11 protein-coding genes are annotated in these 22761 nt (G+C 68.0%); all 11 read right to left on the bottom strand.

All coding sequences use genetic code 11. The annotated features are described in order from the left end of the window. Nucleotides 1–9: 9 nt before the first annotated feature. The 11 genes from ACSP50_RS01260 to ACSP50_RS01210 all read right to left on the bottom strand — a co-directional run bounded on the left by ACSP50_RS01260 (nt 10) and on the right by ACSP50_RS01210 (nt 22626). On the bottom strand, nt 10–855 hold the full coding sequence (locus tag ACSP50_RS01260) for an endo alpha-1,4 polygalactosaminidase (protein WP_080128179.1): 846 nt from the start codon (nt 853–855) through the stop codon (nt 10–12). Continuing rightward, the gene (locus ACSP50_RS01255) at nt 852–1517 is read right to left on the bottom strand and encodes a Spherulin-4 (protein ID WP_014687332.1); all 666 of its coding nucleotides are present in this window, start codon (nt 1515–1517) and stop codon (nt 852–854) included. The genes ACSP50_RS01260 and ACSP50_RS01255 overlap by 4 nt, the downstream gene beginning before the upstream one ends. Next, nucleotides 1514–2410, bottom strand: a complete 897-nt coding sequence (locus ACSP50_RS01250; RefSeq protein WP_014687331.1) for an NAD(P)-dependent oxidoreductase — start codon at nt 2408–2410, stop codon at nt 1514–1516. The genes ACSP50_RS01255 and ACSP50_RS01250 overlap by 4 nt, the downstream gene beginning before the upstream one ends. Beyond that, nucleotides 2410–3141 carry a sugar phosphate nucleotidyltransferase gene (locus tag ACSP50_RS01245; RefSeq protein WP_014687330.1) on the bottom strand — a complete coding sequence of 244 codons (732 nt, stop codon included), beginning with the start codon at nt 3139–3141 and terminating at the stop codon, nt 2410–2412. The genes ACSP50_RS01250 and ACSP50_RS01245 overlap by 1 nt, the downstream gene beginning before the upstream one ends. Nucleotides 3142–3153: 12 nt before the next feature. Then, on the bottom strand, nt 3154–4146 hold the full coding sequence (locus ACSP50_RS01240; RefSeq protein ID WP_014687329.1) for an SDR family NAD(P)-dependent oxidoreductase: 993 nt from the start codon (nt 4144–4146) through the stop codon (nt 3154–3156). Nucleotides 4147–4224: 78 nt separating this feature from the next. Beyond that, nucleotides 4225–5589 (bottom strand): hypothetical protein, encoded by a 1365-nt coding sequence (locus ACSP50_RS01235; protein ID WP_014687328.1) that lies wholly within the window; start codon nt 5587–5589, stop codon nt 4225–4227. After that, nucleotides 5586–7100 carry a GT4 family glycosyltransferase PelF gene (gene pelF, locus ACSP50_RS01230; RefSeq protein ID WP_014687327.1) on the bottom strand — a complete coding sequence of 505 codons (1515 nt, stop codon included), beginning with the start codon at nt 7098–7100 and terminating at the stop codon, nt 5586–5588. Before pelF ends, ACSP50_RS01235 begins: the two co-directional genes overlap by 4 nt. Further along, complete coding sequence (locus ACSP50_RS01225) at nt 7097–9127, bottom strand: hypothetical protein (protein ID WP_014687326.1); 2031 nt, start codon at nt 9125–9127, stop codon at nt 7097–7099. The genes pelF and ACSP50_RS01225 overlap by 4 nt, the downstream gene beginning before the upstream one ends. Nucleotides 9128–10177: 1050 nt before the next feature. Continuing rightward, nucleotides 10178–10699, bottom strand: coding sequence for an SMI1/KNR4 family protein (locus tag ACSP50_RS01220; RefSeq protein ID WP_014687325.1), 522 nt, complete (start codon nt 10697–10699; stop codon nt 10178–10180). Between the two features lie 463 nt (nt 10700–11162). Further along, nucleotides 11163–11657 carry an SUKH-4 family immunity protein gene (locus ACSP50_RS01215; protein ID WP_080127692.1) on the bottom strand — a complete coding sequence of 165 codons (495 nt, stop codon included), beginning with the start codon at nt 11655–11657 and terminating at the stop codon, nt 11163–11165. A gap of 13 nt (nt 11658–11670) precedes the next feature. Continuing rightward, nucleotides 11671–22626 (bottom strand): ricin-type beta-trefoil lectin domain protein, encoded by a 10956-nt coding sequence (locus ACSP50_RS01210; protein ID WP_099343683.1) that lies wholly within the window; start codon nt 22624–22626, stop codon nt 11671–11673. Between the last annotated feature and the right edge of the window lie 135 nt (nt 22627–22761).

Here is a 22761-nt window from a genome sequence, read left to right as displayed (position 1 = left end):
ACCAGCCGCTCAGCCTGCCGGGCATGGTGTGGCGACGGCGTCCAGGTTGCGATTCTTGTGCAGGGAGCTGAGGCGCAGGCGATGAGACTCGGCGCAGTATTCAGCCGGCGCCAGATCGTACTCGGCGTGCAGCACCGCCTTCCCGGCCCGGATGAAAGGCGTCAGGCGCGAGCACTCGGCGAAGGCGGCGCACTCCTCGTTGACCGTGAAGTCGAAGTCGCCGACCAGCTCGGCCGCCTGCTCGACGTCGTTCTTGAGCGCCACGGACAGGCCGCGATCGTGGGCGAGCCGCGCGACGAACCGATTGAACCGCAGCTGGTCGGCCGCCGAGGCCGGGAAACCCGTGTCGTTGGCGTACCCGTCCATCAGGTCCGGTTCGATCGCGTCGAAACCTTTCGCCCGGCACATGTCGAATTGGGCGGCCAGCACCGGCCTCAATCTCGCCGGGTCGCGGATGTCCAGCCACCGCTCCCCCGGCCAGCCGTTGGGCCTGCCGAGCAGTTCCCTGGGCCAGTCCAGGTAATCGGGGCGAAACTCCTCGGCCGAGCCGACCTCGACGTAGCAGACCACCCTGCGCCCCCGACGATGCAGGTCGGACACCAGATCCGCACCGTTGAGGAAACCGTCGATGTCGTAGACCGTGGCGTTCACGGTCGGGTCGACCGGCACGGTGAGCTGCCACTGCCACGTGACGCCGGGTGCGGGCACCCAACGTTGCGCGTCCGGCTGTGACGTGACCTCGGTCGCGCCGGGGCGCACGGTGGCCGCGGGCACGCCCGGCCGGCAGGCGGTCAGCAGCAACAGCGTGGTCAGCAGCAGCGTGGTCCGGACGGCGGCAAGGCGCCGGCCGGTCATCGGCACCAGGCTTCGGCCTCCGCCGCCAGGTAGGCGGGCAAGCCGTCCCACGGGTTCGCTCCCGCCCGGTCGGTCACGTAGACGCCGCCCGCCCCGGCCGCCGCGGCCCGGTCCAGGGCCAGGGGCAGCAACTCCTCCGGGGTGTCGTACACCAGATGCCAGAGCCGGTCGGGCGGCAGCTGCCGGGCCCAGTCCGGCGCCACGAGATTTTCATACGCGGCGTACGGCCCTTCGAAGGTCACCAGCACATCGGCGAGTACGGCGTAGCCGGGGTGCGGGTGGGCGCCGTGGTTGAACACCACCGTGCCCCGCGTCCGGCGCCGGATGCCCTCCACCAACTCGGTGTACCACGGCAACAGTTCCGGCTGGCTGCAGACACGGTCGAGGAACAGACCGGCGGTCGGATACCAACGGTGCCACCGGTCCACGTCGGCGTGCACCGCGGTCGGGCTGCGCCGGCCGTAGTCGGTGTCGACGTAGCCGAGCAGCGGACGACCGGTCGCCACCGCGGCGGCGGTCAACTCCCGTTCGGGCGCCGGCCCCGGGCCGTCGGCCGAGTTCAGCACCACTGCGCGCACCGAGCTGCCGTGTGCGGCGAGCGCCCGCCAGTCGTCGCCGGCGACGGCGGGGTGAAAATAGGCGGGTACGACCAGCGCGCTCACCGGGCGGGGGGAGGATCGGCGACACCCATGTCCCGCAGGGACGTCAGCAGCGGGTACGCCGGCTGGAACCCCAGCGTCGACGCGGCTGCGGTGATGTCCGCCTGCTGCCAGGTGACCGCGGCGGACCGCGGCGATCCGCTGCGCTCCTCGGCCGGCATCGCCACCCCGGCCATCTCCGCCGCCATGGCCGCCAGATCGCGCAGGGGGGTGGCGCGGCCACTGCCGATGTTGAGAATTTCGGGCAGTGGACCGGCCGCGGTGACCGCCGCCGCTACCGCCTCGGCCACGTCCCGGACGTCGACAAAGTCGCGGTGCCCGTCCAACGGGCCCAGTTGGGCTCGGTCGCCGGTGACCGCGGAGGTTCGTACCGCTGACACCAGGCGACCGGGAAGGAGCGTCTCCGGGGTGCCCGGTCCGATCGGGTTGAAGATCCGCAGCACGGTGGCGGCCAGGCCGTCGCGGCGGGCGGCGAGCACCAGCTCGGTCCCGGCCAGCTTGCTCATTCCGTACGCGGACACCGGCCGCGGCGGGCAGCTCTCCGGCACCGCCAGGCCCTCCGGCACCGGCCCGTATTCCGCCGCCGAGCCGAGATGGATCAGCTTGCCGTGGTGGGCGGACGACCGCAGCGCGGCGAGGAGCCGGGCCACCGCGACCACGTTGCCGGCGGCCAGGCCGGCCGGATCGCCGTCCGTCGTCCCGGCGCAGTTGATCACCACGTCGGGTTCGGTCTCGCGCAGCCGGGCGACCAGTTCGTCGTGGCTCGCACCGGCCAGGTCCAGCCGCAACGGGCCGGACCGGCCGGCCGGGATCACGGTCACCGCCGGGTCGGCCCCGAGGCGCTCACGTACCCGGCCACCGATGAACCCGGAAGCACCGATCAGCAGACAACGCATCAGGCCGCCTCGGCCCGCAGCTGCGGCAACAACAGCGGAGCGAGCACCCCGAACTCGGTGTTGGCCCGGTCGTAGTCGTCCGGCCGGCCGATGTCCAGCCAGTTGCCGTCGAATTCGTACTCGGCCGGACCCCGTCCCTGGGCCAGCATGTCCAGCACCAGCTCGTCGAAACCCAGGGGCAGGCCCGGGGTGTACCGGCGCAGTGCGCTCGCCGACATGCCGTACACCCCCATGCTCACCCGATAGTCCATGGTGGGTTTCTCGGTGAAGTCGACGATGCGACCGCCCACGGAGGTCAGCACCCCGAAATCGATCTTCACCTGCCGGGCGAAGGTGGCGACCGTCAGCTCGGACCCGCTGTTGCGGTGCCGGTCCAGCAGATCGGCGTAGTTCAGGTCGGTCAGGACATCACCGTTCATCACCACGAAGTGCTCCGGTAGCTGGTCGCGCAGACCCAGCAACGGCCCGATGGTGCCCAGCGGCGACTCCTCGGTGGTGAAGTCCACCCGCTCCAGGCCCCACTGCCGGCCATCGCCGACGTAGGCCCGGATCAGGTGTCCGAGGTGGCCGATCGCCAGGGTCGCGGAGCGGAAGCCGAACTGCGACAGCTGCCGCATGATGATTTCCAGGATCGAGTATTGGTCACCGATCGGCACCAGCGGCTTCGGCAGCACCGTCGTGTACGGCCGCAGCCGCACGCCTTTCCCGCCGGCCAGGATCACTGCGTGCATGGTCGGTTCTCCTCAACGCGCGTAGGTGCCGGGGCGGTACTTGGCGAGGTTCGCCGGGTCCAGGAACCAGTCGATGGTCAGCTTGAGCCCGGAGGCGAGGTCATGGGCCGGGGCCCAGCCGGTGGCCGCCCGCAGCTTGCTGCTGTCGCAGACCAGCCGCATCACCTCGGAGTTGGTCGGGCGCAACCGTTCGTTCTCCAGCCGCACCGGCACCGGCCGGCCCATCAGCGCGCAGATCATCTCGGCCAGCTTGCCGATGGAGATCTCGTCGCCGGTGCCGGCGTTGAAGGACTGGCCGACCACCTTCTCGGCCGGTGCGGTGCCGACGGTGGCGAACGCCTCGGCGGTGTCGTGCACGAAGAGGAAGTCACGGGTCGGGTCGAGCGCGCCCAGCCGGATCTCGTCGGCGCCGGCGGCGAGCTGGCTGATCACCGTCGGGATGACCGCCCGGGCGGACTGCCGCGGCCCGAACGTGTTGAACGGTCGCATGATCACCGTGGGGGTGTCGAAGCTGGCGTGGTAGCTGTCCACCAGCTTGTCGGCGCCGGCCTTGCTGGCCGCGTACGGCGACTGCGCCTGCACCGGGTGCGTCTCACTGATCGGCACGGTCATCGCGGTGCCGTACGTCTCGCTGGTGGAGGTGTGCACCAGCCGGTCGCAGCCCTGCTCCCGGACCGCCTCCAGCACATTGAGCGTGCCGATCACGTTGGTGTTCACATAGGAACGGGGCGCCCGGTAGGAGTACGGGATCGCGATCAGGGCGGCGAGGTGGTAAACCGTGCCGGCGCCGGTGATCAGGTCGCGCACCGTGTCGCTGTCCGTGACGTCGCCGGTGAGCACTTCCACGTTGGCCATCACGTCGGGACTGAGCGCATCCAGCCAGCCCCAGGTGCCGAGCGAATTGTACTGAGCCATGGCGCGCACGCGGTGACCGCGCTCGACCAGGTTCTCGACCAGGTGGGAGCCGATGAAGCCGTCGGCACCGGTTACTGCGACCGTCGTCATGAGCAGTCTCCTTCGGGGATCAATACACAGGCGGAGCGATACACCGGGATCGATGCACCGCGGGGATCGACCGTGGTATCAGAGGTGGAGCTGGGCCCGTCGTAAGGTCACGTGGGCGTAGGCGTACAGGCCGATCAGCAAGCCGGCAGCGGTGACGGCTTGAATGGTCTCGGGTGGCGCGAAGGGGGCCAGGAGCAGACTGGCGGCCAGCGCGGCCAGGCAGGCCAGCACGGCCGGCCCACGGAGGTGGAAGGACATCAGCAGCAGTGCCAGGAACAACGCCACCCCGGTCAACACCGCCGCGGCGACGGGCCAGGCAGCCGGCAGCACGCCGGTGAGCAGCGCCGTCAGACCGATTCCGGCCAGGAAGATGGTGACCAGGACGGCCAGGTATGCGGTTGTCACCCCGGACAGGGCCGTGGACGCCCGGCGGCCGAACGCCTGCAGGGTGCGGGCCTCGGCCATCGCGCGGCGGGCGGCCGAGCGATAGCGGAAGAGCAGCCACTCGGCGACTCCCATGCTGACCGACAGCGGCAGCACCATGGCCAGGGCCGTCCCGACACCGATCCGCGGGTCAGGGGTCGCATCCAGCGCCCGGGCCACCGGGGTGAAGATCAGCAATGCCCCGACCACGGCACCGAATGCCGCATTCGGTGACGCGGCGGCCACATCCACCCGGCTGGGCAGCTGCGGGCGGACACCCCGTAGGTGCTGCCAGCCCGCCACCACGATGGCGGCGGCCACACTGAGCGCGGCGGCCGCCGCGAGCAGACCGGAAGGACCCGCGTCCGGCCCGGCGACGAGTCTGCCGATCCCGGCGCCGACGCCCGGAACCAGCGCGGCCAGCAGCCACCACTCCCGGCCGAGCACCAGAGCGACCGTGGCGGCCAGGACATATGCCACCTGACCGGCGGCGATCAGCGTGACGGTCAGCGAAACGCCGAGGGCGATCCCCAGCGCTGCCACGACCGTCACCGCGGGCAACCCGACGATCAGGGCGGCGCCACCGAGTACGGCGGCGGCTCGCTGATCGGCCCGGCCGAGCCGGGCGTACCCCAGGTGAGCCAGGCCCTGCCCGACGGTCCAGGACAGCAGCACCGAAACGACCAGCAGGGCGGTGGGACGCGGCCCGGCGATCCGGTCCGCGACAGCCAGGTACGCCAGTGCGGGAAGCGCGAACAGCACGCCCCGCAGGACATGCGTCACCGGTGTGGCCTGCCACGGATCGGGGGCCGGTCGATCGGCCTGACGCACTCGGGGGCGCAGCCGGAACAACCGGTCGGCGAGGTCGAAGACGTCCCGGGCCGAATAGCGCTCCTGAGCCGCCACATCGGTGATCCCGTCGGCCTCCAACACCGCGGCCACCTCGTACGAGTCGACCGCCACGGCACAGACCGGCGACATCTTCTCGATCAGATCGGCGTACGGGCTGTCGACGGTCATCGGATACCCGCCGCCTCGGGACCGGCCGGGTCGGGTACGACGATGTTCAGTACGACGGTGTCGGCGACGGCGGTGTTCTCCAGCCTTCGCGACTGCCGAAAAGCCAGGTCGTGGTAGATGGCGTCGTAGCTGTCGACCGCCTTGTCCACGGTGAAGTTGGCCAGCGCCCGCTCCCGGGCCTGCCGGCCCAGTTCCCGCCGCCGGGTGTCGTCGCGCAGCAGCGCCAGGCAGGCGGCAGCCATCGCCTCAGGGTCACGCGGCGGCACCACCAGGCCGGTGCTGCCCACCGCCTCGCTGACACCGCCGACGTCGGTGGAGACCGTCGCCCGGCCCGAGGTCATCGCCTCGATCAGGGTGTACGGGAAACCCTCGGAGATGCTCGACAGCGCCACCACATGCCCGGCCGCGTAGGCGTCGCGGATCTCCGCCACCCGGCCCTCGAAGGTCGCCGCTCCGGCCAGTCCCAGTTTGACGACCAGAGCCTCGCACCGCTGCCGATACCCCTCGGCCCCGGCCGGGGTGCCGCCGAAGATGCGCAGCCGGGCCTCGGGCATTTCCGCGTGCACCAGTGCGAAGCTGCGGATCAGGGTTTCCAGATCCTTGATCGGATCGACCCGGCCGGCCCACGTGACGGTGGGTGCCTCCGGCTCCGCGCCGGCCGTCGGGAAGTCGTCGGGTTCCACGCCGTTGTAGACGGTCTCGATGAGCTCCGGGTGCGCGCCGAACTTCGTCTCCCAGCGGCGGTTGTACTTGTTGCCGGGGGCGACCAGATCCGCGCTGCGGTACACCGTGGTGCAGAGCAGCCGGAGGAACGCGGCGAGAGTCGCCTTGATCGGCCAGTTGTACTCGGCGGCGCGCAGCCCGAGGTATCGCTCACGGAGGTAGACGCCGTGCTCGGTGAGCAGCATCGGCGTGCCGTACCGCCACTTGGCGGCGAGGCCGGGCAGGGCGGCCAGCCCGTTGGTCACCGCATGGGTGACGTCCGCCCGCGGCGTCGGGTGCAGCAGGGGCCGCAGTGAACGCTCGATGACGTCCACCGCGGTCAACGCGTCCAGTACCGACGGCACGGCGACCTGGCTCAGCGCGGCGTTCGCCGCCCACGCCTTCAACAGCCGGCTGACCGCCATTTCGCCGTACGGGGACAGGTCCGTCCCCACCGTCTCGGATGCGGCGTGTTCGACGATCCCGCGCAGCGCCGCCGCGAAGGCGTCGGCGGCCGACTCGGACGGCAGCAGCAGCGCTTCGATCAGGTCCCCGTACGCCGAGGCGAGCCGCTCGGCGGTCCGGGGCGTGCGGGACCGGGGCCGGCCGGCGACCGGCGGCCACAGCGCGATGCCGTGGGCCGTGACGTTCGCCGGCAGTTCCCACACGGCCGGCTCGACGCCGGAGGCCACGATCGCGTACACGTCGAACTCGTGGTGTTTCAAGCCACGCAACAGCTGGTCACACCACACGCTGACCCCACCCATCGAGTGCGGGTAGGTCCCCTCCGTGAGTAGTGCGACCTTCACGGAAGCACCAGGTCGACGGTGCCGTTGACGGCGGGAATCGTCCAGGCCGAGCGGTTCCCGGCGTACGCCTCACCGAAGGTGGTCGTGCCGCGCCGGGTGCCGGTGATGGCGGTGATCGGCGCCGCGAGCGAGGCCGGCGCGTCGATGTGCACGGTCTTGTCCTGGAGGTAACCGCTGACCTTGCCGCCGGCGACGGCGGCGCGCCAGGCGTTCTGCCGCTGCAGTTCCAGACCGGCCGCGCTCATCCGCGGGTTGACGAACGGCGCGTTGTCGGCGATCAGCGACCGGTACCGGGTCAGGATGCTGTCCATCATGGTCAGCAGGATCCGGTCCTCGGCGAGGTTGGCCTGGTGCACGTAGTACGGGCGCGGGTCGTTGCCGAGGGTCCGGTTCAGCGCCAGCCGGGTCTCCAGCGGCACGATGTAGTCCTGGTAGCCGGTGGTGGTGTTCAGCGGCGTGATGCAGGTGGTGGTGGCCGGGTTGTCCTCGCAGATGCCACTGCCGCCGTCGGCCCGGGACGTGTAGATCCAGTTGTACTCGTCGACCATCTCGGCGCGCTTGCCGACGTTGTAGTACGCGGTCATCGGGTACCGCGGCACGGTCAGCGCCGAGCCGACCTGGATCTGCTCGGGCATCCGGGAGTTGTCCGCGGCCAGCCACTTGATGCCCTGGCTGGTCAGCGCCGGCGCCAGGTTCGGGTTGGTCTGCGGCTGTTGCGGCAGGTAGAAGAGACCGGAGTGCTCACCGGTGACCAGCTCGGTCCGGTCGATCGGCAGCTGACGCAGGAAGCTCGTCGCCCAGGTGACGTTCTTGCTGATCTCGGAGTTGATGAGGGACCGGGAGGCCCAGTCGGTGGTGCCCGCCGTGGTGGTCGAACATTTCCACGGGATGACCGTGACGTCCCGGACACAGCCCAGGTACTCGTGGTTCCAGGTGTGGTTGGTCCACCGGAAGCTTCCCCGGCGTGCCACGAGCGCAGCGGTCAGCGGGTCCACGCCGAGGAACGCGTCCGCGGCGGCCTCGGCGCTGCCGTTGCCGTTGAAAACCATGTCGAAGGTGAAGTTGCGGCTGGTCTGCCACGACGAGACGGCCGACACGTCGGCGCTGGTCATCCGGATGTCCGTGGTGGCGGTGCCGTCCGGGCAGTCCTCACCCGGGGTGCAGTTGCCGGTGGTGCTCCACCGGGCATCCGGCATGAACACATCGTCCACCTGCACCGACAGGAAGTTCCGGCTGAGGCCCAGGTGCACCCCGCCGGTCATCCAGTTGACGATGCCCGGGGCGAGCAGCCGGAACTGCTGCTGAGCCGCGTTGTAGACGAAGCTCAGCGAGAGTTGGCGCCGGTTGTCCGCCCGGTATTCGGTGATCAGGCTGTTGCCGGCGGTGCCGTTCGGTGCGGTGGCGGTCAGCAGCGGCGTGGCGATCGCGCCGGTGGCGACGTCGGCGGGCGACGGTTCCGCGAGAAACCCGTACGACTCGGTGACCGCCGGCGAGTTGTCCTCGAACGGCACCGAACCCTTCAGATAGCTGAAGACGCCCAGGCCGGCCGGGGTCAGGGTCGCGGTCACGCCGTCCAGCGACCCGGCGTATGTGGGCGTCTGCAAACCCATCCCGACGCCGGGGTAGACATAGGCGTTCACCTGCGGGATGTCGAACTTCTGCTCGTACGCGGTGAGCGCGGCCGACTCGGCGGCGTTGCCGAACGAGTCGGGCCCGGGCACCACCACTGCCTGGTAGTGCGCCCGGTCGACCAACCGCCCGCCGCTGGTGACCGTGTCGGCCAGGAACGCGGCGTCGACCGTGGGCCGCCCGCCGTCGCGCAGGTTGACCTCCTGGTAGGGCGTCCCCTCCGACTTGAGTTCGGCCGCGATCGCCGCGGTTGCCGGCCCGCCGTCGGTGACCACCAGGACCTTCAACTCGACCCGGCTACCGGCCGGTGCCGCCGCGAAGGCCGGCGTGACGGTCAGGACCGCCGTCGCGGCGGTCGCGCCCGCCGTGGTCAATGCGGAACGCCAGGAGCGCACCATGTTCCCCTCCCGTAGTGGTCTTTCGTGCGGGGTCGTGCCATCAATCTGTCGACCGGAGGCTTCTCGCTACTGCTGGGGACCAGAAATAGCAACGCTGTCCAGCCGTCGGCAGCACCGCGGAGGTATCTGATCTGCAGCTTCGACACGCGTAAGGAACAATTCACCTGGATGACACAAGACGACGACGTACGAATCGCACATGCGAGGAATCGGGCCAAACTCGGGTGCCCTACTTGGCCTCTTCCTGCGGAGACCATAGTTCGCGACGGCGGGGAAGTGAACGCCGTAGGATCCGTCGGCCGCCACCGTCAGTTACGTTGCGGTCAGCAGTAATCACTCATAGCTAGACCGCGGAAGATCTGGACCAGGGGCGCAGCGGTGATGCATCAGCCGTTGGTGCGGAATCGGTGACCCCATGGACCGGCAGCGGACAACGATGCGCGGATCGGGGCCGACTTTCGGCGTTCCGCACTGGAGCCAAGAAACGAAACCGGTCGCAACGAATTGTCGACCTCGTCAACCGGCTGCGTGGATTGCCGGGTTCCGACGGTCGCCGTATCGACAGGCCGCATCGAATCCTTTGGCAAACCGTCACCTTCGCTGCAAGTGCCCGACCGGCCGGCAAAGTTCGACCCGAGCGGCCGGGGCCGAAGCGATGGCCTGCTTGCCGCAAAGGCCCCAGACGGTGGCCGGATGGCGCGGCCGGCTGAGCCGAACGTCCCCCGCCACCTCCACCGGACGGCGCACTGCCCCTCCCCCGCACCCGATGGCGCGTCATCACGCCCGGGCCCACGCCGCAACCTCAGCGCGGACGCACACGCGGCGAAGGCATCACTCTCAGTAGCCACGGCCGCGCGGGTGCCCCCGGCTCCGAGTGGCATGGCTACGACTTCGGATAGACGGGGTACACCGGTCAGTCCGTACAAGGCTGGTGGCCTACTGCAGGTCGACTGCGTCGCCGGCCGTGGAGGCGGACGCTACGTCCAGGCGCTTACCGCCGTCTGGACCGGCTCCCGATTACGCCACCGAACACACCGTGACCAGTCAGCATCACGTGATGGGGGTGAAGCGGACTGTTCGGCGGGGGAAGTCTTTGGGGAAGATCTTCATGCGGATGCGACGAGATAGGACGGCCGCCAGCCACTCACCGAGGCCACCGTCGAATTCCTCCCACAGGTGGCCGCGCGTCTCTCCCAGGCCAATTCGCCACTGCTCCGGGTCATCGCTCCCCGCGGTGATCCAGTACGCCACGTCACCGTTGTCGGAGCGGCCGCAGGAGAGCAGGTCGGCGGAGGGGTGGGGCAGGGTGTGGCCACGCTCCGCCAGGTAGTCGAGCGCCCAGGTAGTGCGCTCATGCTGGTACTCGAGGTCGAGACCCCGCTTCGACCCGGCGTCAGGGCAGAAGACGTGGAAGAAGTTGCCGAACGAGCCGAGCCCGTACGTGTCCACCAGCGATTTGTAGTCCGACGGCAGGCCGGTACCCAGACGCGCCTCAACCGCGCTCCAGTCATTTGCCACCGGCGCGTTGTCCGGCGGGACGACCAGGTGCCGAAACAAATCAAGATCAAACATCACTCACCATGCCCGAAGAGGCCAGCAGGGTTGGAAGTGAGTTGGACGCCGCTGCCGACCGCCTCCGTCCTGATCCCGGTCGGGACGTCCGATGACCGCTTCGCTCCGCTGCGCAGGATCCGGCGCCACAAACAGTGGCCGCAACTGTCGGACCCGATCTCTGGACGCGGTCATCGACTGTTGGCAGCCGACCTACTACGGGATCAACCGTCGTTGCTGATCGGCGTCCGCCTGTTTCAGATAGCGGCCCCCTGCAGGCCGGTACAGCTAGTCCAGTAATGCCTCGCAAGCAGCCCGCGGAGGCTGCCGAGATTGACTGACAAGCGCCCGACGAAATCCTGCAGATTGCGGCGCACAAGCCAAGGTTCGAGCCATGCTCAACGCTCAGAGATGACACTGCAGCCCGGGAACAGCCTTCCATTTCGGCGATAGGACAGTAGAAACTACTATTTAAAGTCACTATTCACAGTGCAGTGGCAGCATAGTCGCCGACCGCCACATCCTCAAGAAAGGACGACCAATATCCATCTGGATCGGCGGTAGCCGCTCCGTCAATTTCCGTCAGAATCCGGCGCAGAGCCTCTTCCGCATCCTGCGCCATATCCAAGTCTCGGTCTTTTGGATAGAAAGGGTACCTGGCGTCGACCTGCACAAGCGACTCCCGGAATGCACTTAAAGAAGTATTCACGACAGCGCGGCCTTCCTCCTGCGGCCAGAGCAGGAGTACATTACCCGAACGGAATTCTAGATATAACTCGACGTTTTCCCTGGAATATCCTAAAAGAATTCCGTCCGCCTGCGTGCCCTCACTACCAGCGGATATCAAAACAGGTCGTTTCGCGGGCGTGAATATGTTGACACGCACGCTCGGCAGGCCGGTCCGGCACAGTTCGCTCCAAACGCCTTCGGGGCATCCGGGCGGCATTTCGCCGGAATAGGTTAGGAACTCCACTTTCACCTCCGAATTATTGTTACTCAAAGATACTATTGATCAGATCCTTAAGTGCCCCTCTTGCTGCAGATCGCGAAGCTGGATTCGCAAACGGAATGCTATAGGTAACGTCCGCGTCGGGCCTCAGTTGCGGCAAGATTGCCTCAATGCTCCCCTTCCCTCGCTGAACACCTTGACACCCTGGACACATTCCGTATTCAGAGTAAATTTCATCAATGTCTTCTAAGTCGAAATTAGCGTCGCGGATATCCGCGAGAAGCCACTGCTCCGCGTGCGCATCTTCGTTGGAATGTGCTACGAATATTCTGCCCTGAACCTTGGCAGCGGCGTACAAGTTCCCTTTGTTCTTGTCTATAACCCGTTGATCACGCGTGGCTCGACTGAGATCGGTGCTTCCGCTTTCGACTTGCCTGCCAGGATCGGTGATTGGGCAGGCACCGTTGTTGTTGTGTACCAGCAGCGGGGTGTTGCTTGCGAGCACATAGTACGTGTGAAGGCCGGCGATGGTGAGGTCGTAGGTGACTGCGGTCGTGTGGTACGTGCGCTTGGCGGCGACCGTGGCGACACCTGTCGGGGTCTGAAGCTCGTCGCCCTGCTGAAGATCTTTGGCCTCGACGAACGCCGCTTGTGTGCGGTCGTAGAACGGGTGATGGAAGGTCGTCGTCAGTGTGCCGGTCAGGGCCGCAACGCTTGCGGCGAGGGCTACTGCGCTGCGGGTCAGCTTGGATGGGCGTTTGGCGGAGACCTTCAGGTCCACGAAGTCGTGGTCGGTGGTGGTGACGATGACACGCTCGACCATCTGGGTCTCCGCGTGGAGTTTTCCTGGCTCCGCGTCTTTGACCTTGTCGCCCACCCGGACCTTGTCGATGGCCTTGGTGGTGCCATCGGCGAGCAGGACCTTGGTCGTGCCGGTGAAGCTGTGCGGCCGCGCCGCGCCCCCACAACTGCTCTCCTCCGATGCCTTCTCCGGTTCCGAGGCCTCCGACGGCTCTTCGCCTGGCCTGTCAGCCGCGCGGGAGGCGCTTGAGTCCTCGGCCGAGGAGGCCGCACTGTCGGCGGCGCTTTCGGCGCCTGCCGAGGCGGCACTCTCCCCAGCCCCCTCGGCCGTGGCCTCGGCGCTCCTGCCGAACAGACCGCCGACCGCCTCGAGGGCTCGGCCCCCGACCGCCTTCAGGAACTTGCCGCCGATCGCGCCGCCCAGGCCGGACAGCCCACCGATGACGCCGCCGACCAAGCCCGCACCGAGGAACGAGGATGCGCCGCACTGCGAGTGGTCCTTGGCGCATTTGAAGCCCTGATCGACCAGGCCGCCGATGGCACCGGAAACCGCGCCGCAGACACCGGCTCCGGCTACGGCGCCGACACCGCCGGTGACGGCGCCCAGGACTGCCTCACAGCCCATGAACGCCGCCGTCGAGACGACGAACGTGGCGATCGAGGCCGCGTGGTTCTTGACATACTTCAAGCCCTTCTGGGCTAGTTTGTCGACTTGGGCGTCGAGCGCCTTGAGCTGATTCTTGTACGCCTCCGCCTTCGCCTTGATTTCGGCATTGATGGCGGCGAATCTGGCCTGTTGTTGCTTGAGCCAGCCGTTGAAGGCTTTCTCCTCGGCCCGGAACTCGTCCTCGATCCTGTGGAGGGCCTCCTCGCTCTTGCGGACCAGCGCGTTCCAGGTGTTGCTGACGAACGAGGTGGTGGCGTGCCAGGCCTCGGACACCTTCGAGGTCGTCCAGTTCCATGCGGTCGAGACGGCGTGTGTGGTCGCGTGCCAGGCGGTCGACACGACATGAGTGGTGGCGTGCCAGGCGTCGGAGAGCCAACCGTGGCCGGACGGGTCGGTGCCGGTCATGGGGTCGTCGTCGACGAACGCGAAGGGGTTGGCCGCGGCCGACTTGGGCACCGGGTTCTGCGCCGCGGTGTCCTTGCTCAGGAACTGCCCGTTGGCCGGGTTGTACCAGCGCGCCGCCATGTTGACGTTTCCGCTGGCCGGGTCGGTCCAGCCCGACTGATAGCCGAGGTTGCCGATCGTCGCGTCGGAGGCGAGGACCTTGCCGAGGGGGTCGTACGCCGTGGATCCAGCCAGCACTGCCGACGACGCGCCGAACGTACCGACGACGTCGGTGTGCCGGTCGACGTATGCCAACCGCTTGTCGGATCCGGAGGCGATCCCGAGCAGGGAGCCGCCCGGGTCACGGCTGTACGTGCTGGTCCCGTCCGCTGCGACGTCGTTGCCGACGCCGCTGTAGGTGAAGGAGGAGGACCCCGACGTCAACGTCCGCCCGAGGGCATCGTAGGTGTAACGCTGAGTGCCCGAGGCGGTCATCTGCCCGTACGCGTCGAAGTTCGCCACGACGTCGCCCGACTGGCTCCGGGTTCCCCGGGCCGAATACGTGTACGAGGTCTTGCCGTCCGACGTCAGCTCGTCGCGGGCGTCGTAGGTGAACACGTCAGAGCCGACCCGCACCCGGTTGCCCGAGTCGTCGTAGTCGTACTGCGTCGTGGCGGGCCCGTTGTACCAGGTGGTGAGCCGGTCGGCCTGGTCATAGGCGTAGGTGTTGGCAGCCGATCCGGCGAAGCCCGTCGTGGTCTTCGACGTGACGTTGTTGTTCGCGTCGTACCCATATGCGATCGACGCGACCGCGTCACCGGCGGAGGTGGTGAGCCTGTCGGTGGTTATCCGGTGCAGCGCGTCGTACCCGAACGACCGGACGTCCGCAGCCCCGTACGTGATGGAGCTGACCTGCGACATCTTGTTGTAGGAGACGACCAGCCGGGCCCCGGTGGAGGCGTCGTCGACCGTGGTCAGGCGACCCGTGCCGTCGTACGCGTAACTCGCCGTGCCCGCCGCGTCGGTACGAGCCGTCATCTGCCCGTCGCCGTTGTACGCGAAGCTGCTGACACCGCCGTCGCCTGCCGTCGACGTCAGGTCACCACGGTCGTCGTACCCGAACGTCTCGGACGAGGAGACGGCACCGGCGGTCGACGCCGACGTCACCCGTTGGTCCTTGTCGTAGCCGAACGTCCGCGTTGCCGTGTCGGCTTCCGCACCCTTGCCGGAGGTGGTCGTCAGGTTGCCGACCGCGTCGTAGGTGTTGGACACCATGACTCCGCCGGGCAGCGTCTGGCTGACGGCCAGCCCGCGCTCGTCATAGGTGGTCGTCGTGGTCCGGTCGGCATCCGACGTGTAGGTGGCGGTGGGCGGCTCGACGGTCGACTCCGGCAGACCCCAGCCGTTGTACGTGTATGTCCAGCTGTTGCCTCGGCCGTCGGTGAACCTGGTGCGGTGGCCGGCGGGGTCATAGCCGAACGAGGTGGTGATCGCGTGGTCGTCGGCGACCGGCTGCACCTCCCTGGTCAGGTCGTTCGCCGTGTCGTAGGTGAAGGTCGTGGTGTGGCCCCGCGCGTCGGTCGCGCTCAGCTTGTTGCCGTTGCCGTCGTAGGCCGCCGACCGGGCCGTCAGCACCGTTCCGTCGGCGTCCAGCGATCGCAGCAGCACCGGGTTCGAGCCCTGATCGAACGCCACCGTGCTCGACGTACCGTCCGGGTTGGTCTGCGAACGTTCGCGGCCCAGCAGGTCGAAGCCGTATGTGGTGGTGTTGCCGGCGGTGTCGGTCTTGGCGACCGGCTCTCCCAAGTTGTCATAGCCCGTTGAGGTCGTCGCGCCGGCCGGCGACGTGACCGATGCGAGCCAGGCGCCGCCCGGGTTCGTCGCCGACGCCGCATACGAGTAGGTGGTGGTCAACGCGACCGGGCTGGGGTGCCGCTCGATGACGGTACTGGTGACCATGCGACCGAGGTGGTCGTAGGTCGCGTCCTTCTCGGCGCCGGTCGGATCGGTGACGCTGAGCGCGTGGCCCGCTTTGTCGTACGTTGTATGCGTGACGCCGCCGTCAGGAGTGGTCGTCTGTGTCTGGTCGCCGAGCTGGTCGTAGAGGTAGCTCGTCTCCCGCAGGTCGGGATCGTAGGAGTCGACCAGGTTGCCCACGGAGTCGTACTTCCGAGTGACTGTCGCCGTGATCGGCACGAACGAACCGGGCTGGAAGTAGTTGGGTGTGGTCTTGCTGACCGTGTGCCCGTCCCGGTCGTACGAGGTCTTGGTGACGTTCCCGTTCGCATCCTGGGACTCGACCGGCTCGCCGAACGTGTCGTATCCCTGCTTGGTCGTGGGCCGGACGCTGCGGGGTGCACCCCCGCCGGTCTCGGTGTCGACGGCCGGCGCCGTGACGGTCACGAGTCGCCCGGCTTCGTCGTACACGAAGCTCGTGATGTGCTGGTCAGGGTCGGTCTGCGACGTCGGAAGGCCGCGCTGGTCCAGCGTCCAGGATGTGGTCAGGTCGTCCGTGTAGCCGGGGCTGTTAGTACGGATCGACTTGGCGGTGAGGTGACCCGACTTGTCGTACGAGGCCGTGGTCGTGACCGTGTTGCCGGCTCCGTCGCTCGCGACGTTGGTAGCCACGGCGTCGTCGGGCGTGTAGGTCAGTGTCGTCGTGCGCCCGACGCCGTCGGGGTCGACGATGGTCGACGTCTGGCGCGACGCCGCGTCAACCTTGATCAGCGTGGTCGTCGCCCCGTTGTTCGTCACTTCCTTGACCAGGTGGCCAGCCGCGTCGTACGTGGCGGCCCTCTCCACGTACGGGTTCTTGCCCTGATAGTCGGTCCGCGTCGTCGTCACGGGCAGCCCGTCGTCGGTGTACCTGTACGACGTGGTCGTGCCCTGGGCATCGGTCAGGCTCGCGAGCCGCCCGGCCGGGTCGTACGCCCGGGACAGCTCGACCAGCCGCGTCGCCGGCTGCGGATTCGCCGGGTCCCCGGTGTAATTGGCCAGTACCTGGGTCTGCAGGCGCCCGTCGGGGTCGAACGCGTACTCCGTACGGGTGCCCTGCGCGTCGACCTCGGCCGTCCGCTCGCCGTACTGGTCGTATTCGAAGGTCGTGGTGTTGTTCTCCGGGTCGGTCGTCGACGACACCCGGTCGTAGGCGTCGAACACGGTGGTCGTCGTCCGCGAGATGTCGCCACCCGTCGCATCGGCCAACGTCTGCGAGGTGATGTCACCGTCAGCGTCGTACACCGTGCTTGTCACCGCGGTGTGCACCTTGCCGGTGATCCGGTCCGCGATCGGCGGCTGCGACTCGGTGACAAGATGGTCCTGGCCGTCGTAGGCGTACGTCGTGGTCAGCCCGGAGGGGTACGAGTCGGATACCGCCGTCTTGCCGATGACCCGCCCAAGGTTGTCGTAAGCGAGCCTGGTCACCAGCCCGTCCGGATCCGTGGTCGATGCCACATCGCCGTTCTTGAAGTACGTGACCAGGTTGATCGCGCCGCCCGGCGAGGTCGTCTTGTACGGCAGGCCCGCCGGCGCGAACCCACCGTCGGCCGCCGCGACTGTCGTGCCGTCGGTGTAGTCGACCTTCGTCGTCCGGCCGTTCGGATACCCGTCCACCGGTGGCGTGGTCACGCCCGTGACGTTGCCGAGCGCGTCGTGGTCGTAGGTCGTGAGGTAGGCGTTGTCGGTCGGCGACGCCGATCGCCCGTCGCGTGTGGTCAGCTGGATGCCGGCCGTGGGATCCGGGTTGTCGTTGAGCGCGGTCAGTTCGCCGAGGTCGATGCCGTACTTGCTCGCGGTCGGGCTCAGCCGCAGAGCGGTCGCGTTGAGCTTCACGTACCGAGCGGCAGTGGGGGCGAAGGTGAAGGTCGCCTGCTTGCCGGCGGCCGGCACGGCCAGATTGGTCTGCGTCGACACCGTCTTCCAGGCGGTGCCGTCGGCGGAAACCGCGAGCGTGAAGGTCAGCGGGAAACCGCCGGCCGCGTCGGTACGCGGGTACAGCGCGATCTGGTCGATCGTCTTGGTGGAGCCGAAGTCGGCCTGAACCCACTGGGTCACGTTCGCCGAGGTCTGCAGCGCGGTCTCGAAGCCGAGCGCGCCCGCCACCGACGTCGTGTTGCCGTCGACGAGGGCGGCGCTGGTGAGACCGGTCGTCCCCGAGATTCCGCTCGAGGTGATGGTCGCACCCTTCGCCGCGTCGAGACCCATGGTGTTGGGCGCGAACGTGGCATAGCTGGTCGAGCACGCGTCCGCCGACCGGTTCTGGCAGGTGGTGGTCGAGACGACATTGCCGTCGGCGTCGTGGCCGGTCGTCGTCACGTGACCGTCCGGATCGGTGACCGTGTGCTGGAAGCCGCCCGAGTCGTACCCGAAGCTCGTCTGGTAACCGAGTCCGTCTGTCGACGCGAGCTTCCGGTCGTTGTTCAATGTGTCGTACTGGTCTACCAGCGAATGGCCGCCAGGGTCGGTGACGGTCACCGTGGTCATCGGGGTGACACCGGCGGAGTTGCGCGCCGCCGCGTAGTGGCCGGCAACGTCCGCAGCGCTCAGCGCCGTCGAGTAGAACGCCGCTTCGGCGAAAGAGCCCTTGTAATACGCCGTGCTGTTCACGGTCAGGCCGGTCGCGTTCATCGCCGTATAGCCGCCGCCCAGGTAGGCGTAAGCGAGCTGGCTCGGCTGCAGCGTCTGGCTGCTCTTGCTCGAGTTCACCAACCGTCCGTCGACGTACAGGCTCTGCGTGGTGGCGTCGCTGGTCAGCACGGCGTGGTGCCACTGACCGTCGGCCGTGGAAGTCGGGTACGCCAGCGACTGCACCCACTTCTGCGCGCCGCTGCCGTTGCAGGTGTAGATCTGAAGCTGGGTCTTATTGGTGGTGCTGCTCTTGGGATCGTCGACGCAGAAACCGGTGCCGGGATTGCGCAGGCCTCCCGCGTACGCCTGCCACAGCTGACGGGCTGCCCCCGTGCACGTGGAGATGTCGAGCAGCGATCCGCTCGTCGTGGCTCCGCCTACGATGTCGAGGCACTTGCCCAGGACCCGGACCGTACCGTCGGGATACATTGTCCAGCTCTGGGCAGCGGAACCATTGCACGTGTAGATCTGCACCGTGTTGCCGTCGGTCGTCCCGCTGCTGGCGTCGTCGATGCACTTCCCCATCGGGCTGGAGAAAAACGGCCCGATCGGCGTCACCGACGGCGACTGCGCCCGCAGGATGCCGTCCGACGTCATCCACATGATCGGCGCGGACGTTCCGGTCGTTCCCCCGATTGCTGCGCCCTGGGTGGAGAGGAGTACGCCGCCCGTGGTCATGCCGTCGGTCTTGTACCAGACCTCCTGCGAGCTGGCTGCCGTCCCGAGGAGGCTCTTGGGCAGCGAGATGACCGACGACGTGCCGTTCATGGTGACCGCACTGCTGTCCTGGAACGGTCCGGACACCCCCAGCGTCGTGTTCGCGTAGGCGCCGGGTGGGTACGACTCGTCGCTGTAGGCCTGTGTCGCGCCCGCCGAGTCGTTCAGCCGGTAGTACGCCGTCGGTGCCGAGCCCAGCACGGCACCGCGGTAAACCTGACTCGACCCGGTCGTCACCGGAGCGGACAGGCCCCACGATCCGCCGTTCTCGTCGGTCACATGCGTGACCGCGGCCGAGACCGGGTCGTAAGTGACCGCCGCGTACGCCTTGCCCGAGGCTCGCGTCGCCGAGGTCATCAAAGTCTGCGGGTGCAGGCCGGCGTTGTAGATCGCGGTTTCGTCGGCGAGCGTGAGCACCTTGCCCTCGAAGAACGCCGCGTCGCTGAGCGATCCCTTGAAGTAACTGCCGTACTCGGTGGAGCTGTTCGCGTCGGTGTGCGGCTGGTCTGGCCAGACGCCGTTGCCGTCGACGGAGGGCCCCAGGTATCCGGTGCCGAGGTAGTTGTAAACCGACTCGGTCGCCGCGGTCTCGCCACGCCCGAGGGTGCCCCAACCGCCGATCGAGCCGACCTGCTTACCGTCCAGGAACATCGTCTGCGCGGTCTGGGAATCGGTGAGGACCACGTTGTGCCACTTGCTGTCCGCGACCGACGCGCTCGTGGTGATCGGGTTCGCGGCCAACGTGCTGCTGCTGATCCAGAACTCGCCGAGCAGCTTGCCATCGGTGCCGAGGTACAGCGTCGGCATGGTGTTACCACCGGAACGGGTGTTCGCGATCGGCACGTCGTTACGCGACCAGAGCACGCCCGCCGGCGTGCCGGAGGCGGCCTTGAACCACAGCGAGATCGAGTGCGAGTTCGACGAGGCCAGGTGCAGGTTCGGCAGGTTCACTCGCGACGACGTGCCGTTGAACGCGGCCGAGGTGGCGGCGCTGGTCGCCAGCGGACCGGCGCCGGCCGTCTGACCGAGCGTCACGCTGGTGTAGGTGGCGTTGTCCGTGCCCTCGTTCGCCGCGACAGCGCTGGCCGCCGTTGTTCCCGAGGCCTCCGCGAGCGGCCAGTACGACGTCGCACCGAGGTCGAGCACCTCGTTGCGCTGCGCTGACGCCGATTTGGAGTCGTATCCGTATTTGATGCACGCGGTCGTCGTCCCCGGCGCACACACCGAGGTCAGCTGGTCGCCGCTGTAGCCGTAGGTCCAGGTGTTCGCATCGGCCTGCCCGGCAGTGGCCGGATCGGTGGCGACCGACGTGACATGGGCCGCCGAAGCACCCGACGGCGTCGACCAGGTCAAGTGCAGCGACCGGCCCGAAGTGCCCGAGGTCAACGCGGTGACGTGCCCACTCGCCCAGGTCAGCGCTTCAGTACGACCGGCGACATCGGTGATGGAGGACAGGCCGTACACCCCGGCTGTGATCGCCTGCGTGAAGGTGTACGTCGTGACCGACTTGTCGATCAGTTCGTACCCGTTGGCGAGATGGATCAGCTTCGCGGCTCGCCCCGCCGGTGCCGCGAAGCTGCCGTCGGCCTTGCGCCCGTACGCCACGTCGGAGCCGTCCGGATACGTCACCACGACCGCCTCGACCGCGCTGTTCGGCCCGTACCGTTCGGTCAGCCGGGAATCGACGACGTTCGCCCATGCCGCACCGAACGCACCCGTGTAGCGCGGGTCGCGGGAGTTGTAGGAGCGCACGATCGACAGCGGCGGGCCGGCCGTTGCCACGTCCGCGTCCGTCACCGATGTCGTGTAGTTCCCGATCGACGCGTCGAAGCCGTGCCCCGGGTTCTGCGAGAGACTCGATGTCACCGCTGGTTGGGGCACCTGGACGGAGAGCTGGTAGTACTGCGGGTCGACCGAGTAATTGGTGCCGTCGTACGCCTGAACCGTCCAGGAGTAGGTCTGTCCCCAGTCCAATTTGCCGGCCGGCACCGTCCACGCACCGGCGACGACACCCGAGTCGGCGACCACCGTGCCGCCGCCGTTGGCGACCTGGAATCGGAACTTCGCCTCGGACGTGCCGGTCAGCGAGTCCACGGCACCGATCGCGGACAGCGTCGGGGTCAGCGTGCCGACCGACGCACCATTGGCCGGGCTCCGGCTCAGCACCGTCGGCAGCAGGTAGCCGCTGTAGGTGAGCTCGATCGTGGGCGTGTGCTCGGAAATCGCGGATGCGAACCACTTCTGGGTCGATGTCGTCGTGGCGAGCCGCAGGCCGAAGTAGTTGGCGGCGCCGGTCGCCCAGCTGTTCAGCGAGGCGACGGCCAGCGACACCGAGATGTTGTCACCGACGGTCTGGTTCTTCGAAGTGTTGGCGCAGGACTTCGGGACGGCCGGCGTGCTGTTGCCGATCGAGGCGGTGACCGGCGGCCCCGGATAGGTCATCGCGTCGGTGACGGAGAACGGTTCGGTGACGAGCGCGACGTCGAAGCGAGAGGCCGTGCAGGTGGACGACCACACGTCGAACAGATTGAGCGTCGCGGCCGACAGGGTCGTACCCGAATCGTGGATACCGAGCGACGGGAACGTCAGGAATGAGTAGTCACTGTGCGCCCCGGAGTCGGCGGTACCGACTTTCATCAACGTGTCGTCGGAGTGATCCGCCGGCGGGCTGTTCGACTCGACGTACGTCGTGTAAGGCCTTCCGTTGAACGTCGGGTCGACGGTCACCGGAAACACCCGGGTGGGGTCGTGCAGCCAGGCCGGATCCAGCGACATGTGCAGCGTGGACCCGCTCAGCCGATAGGTCACGGCGTGCGTGGTCGCACCACCCGGCGGCGCCGGAGCCGAGTCCCAGGCGTAGCCGGCGGGCACAGTCAGCAGATCCTTGCCGGCCGTGTTCCTCAGCACGATCTCACCCTGGGCGGTCATCGCGGCCGACAGTCCGTGCAGGTCGAGCGCGAAATCCCAGCTGGCGGCCGCGTTGGCGGTGCGCAGCACGAGTGATTCCTTGGCACCGGTGTTCGTCGCGGACAGCCGCAGGTCGGTGTCGGCCAGCGCCCCGACGTAGGTGACCGTTGACGCCGTACCCGTGCCGGCGGCGTGCGTCGCGCCGAGCAGCCGCTCACCGACGGAGTGGGCGGCGTCGACCGCAATCGAGGTCAGAGCGGGGTCATCGGCGTAGGGCGCGAACTCGACGTTCAGCGAGTTGGCATTCTCCTGCCATCGTCCGCCGCCGGCCTTACGCACCGACGTGTCGATCTTCTTCCAGCCCTTGCCGGCCTTGTAGTTCACCGGCCCGGCGCTGACGATCCGGCTGTGCGTCCCGTCCCGGTTGTCGTACCAGGTCGACGTCGCATCCGACTTCGCCGGCACCGCCACGCTGGTCACTTCGTCAAATCCGTGAACCGCCCCGCCGCTAGGCCCGGTTCTCACGCTCCGGTCCCATGGTTGAGCGGCGGCGAGCTCGCCCTTGCCTTTGCCGGGTTTGCGACCGCTCCCGCGGCCGGCGCTGGTGGCAGCCGCGGAGGCGGTGTGCGAATGTCCCTCAGCCGTGCCCGTCAATTCAGCCGGACCGTGTGGATGCGCCGGGCCGCGGGGCGATGCCCAGCCCACCGAGGCGGCCAAGCCCGACATCAGCCACGAGTAGATGCCCTCGAGGGAGACGTCCGGGCCGGATACCGCCAGCGCGGCATCGTCGGGTGGCGCCGTCTGCAGGACAAGACCGATGACCAGAGCCAGGGCGAGAACGAATACGCCCCGCCGGACGAACCTACGCAAGAACGAGCCGAGCCGTCCGTTACGCACAGCAACCCCCGCGCTATGCATCGACACAGAGCAATTTAGGGAGTCTGCACCACCATGATCTCCCGGCACAAGGAGGAATGATCGATCTCCTACGGCGACAATCCGGGCGTCAACCACACGGCGGCGAGCCAACAT

It is taken from the genome of Actinoplanes sp. SE50/110, assembly GCF_900119315.1.
GTDB lineage: Bacteria > Actinomycetota > Actinomycetes > Mycobacteriales > Micromonosporaceae > Actinoplanes.
The sequence above is the reverse complement of the archived record's forward strand: the minus strand, read 5'-3'. Positions and strand labels throughout refer to the sequence as shown.

Coding starts and splice junctions, on each gene's coding strand:
- ACSP50_RS01260 (WP_080128179.1), bottom strand. CDS start 855: ATGACCGGCCGGCGCCTTGCCGCCGTCCGGACCACGCTGCTGCTGACC.
- ACSP50_RS01250 (WP_014687331.1), bottom strand. CDS start 2,410: ATGCGTTGTCTGCTGATCGGTGCTTCCGGGTTCATCGGTGGCCGGGTA.
- ACSP50_RS01245 (WP_014687330.1), bottom strand. CDS start 3,141: ATGCACGCAGTGATCCTGGCCGGCGGGAAAGGCGTGCGGCTGCGGCCG.
- ACSP50_RS01240 (WP_014687329.1), bottom strand. CDS start 4,146: ATGACGACGGTCGCAGTAACCGGTGCCGACGGCTTCATCGGCTCCCAC.
- ACSP50_RS01235 (WP_014687328.1), bottom strand. CDS start 5,589: ATGACCGTCGACAGCCCGTACGCCGATCTGATCGAGAAGATGTCGCCG.
- ACSP50_RS01225 (WP_014687326.1), bottom strand. CDS start 9,127: ATGGTGCGCTCCTGGCGTTCCGCATTGACCACGGCGGGCGCGACCGCC.
- ACSP50_RS01220 (WP_014687325.1), bottom strand. CDS start 10,699: ATGTTTGATCTTGATTTGTTTCGGCACCTGGTCGTCCCGCCGGACAAC.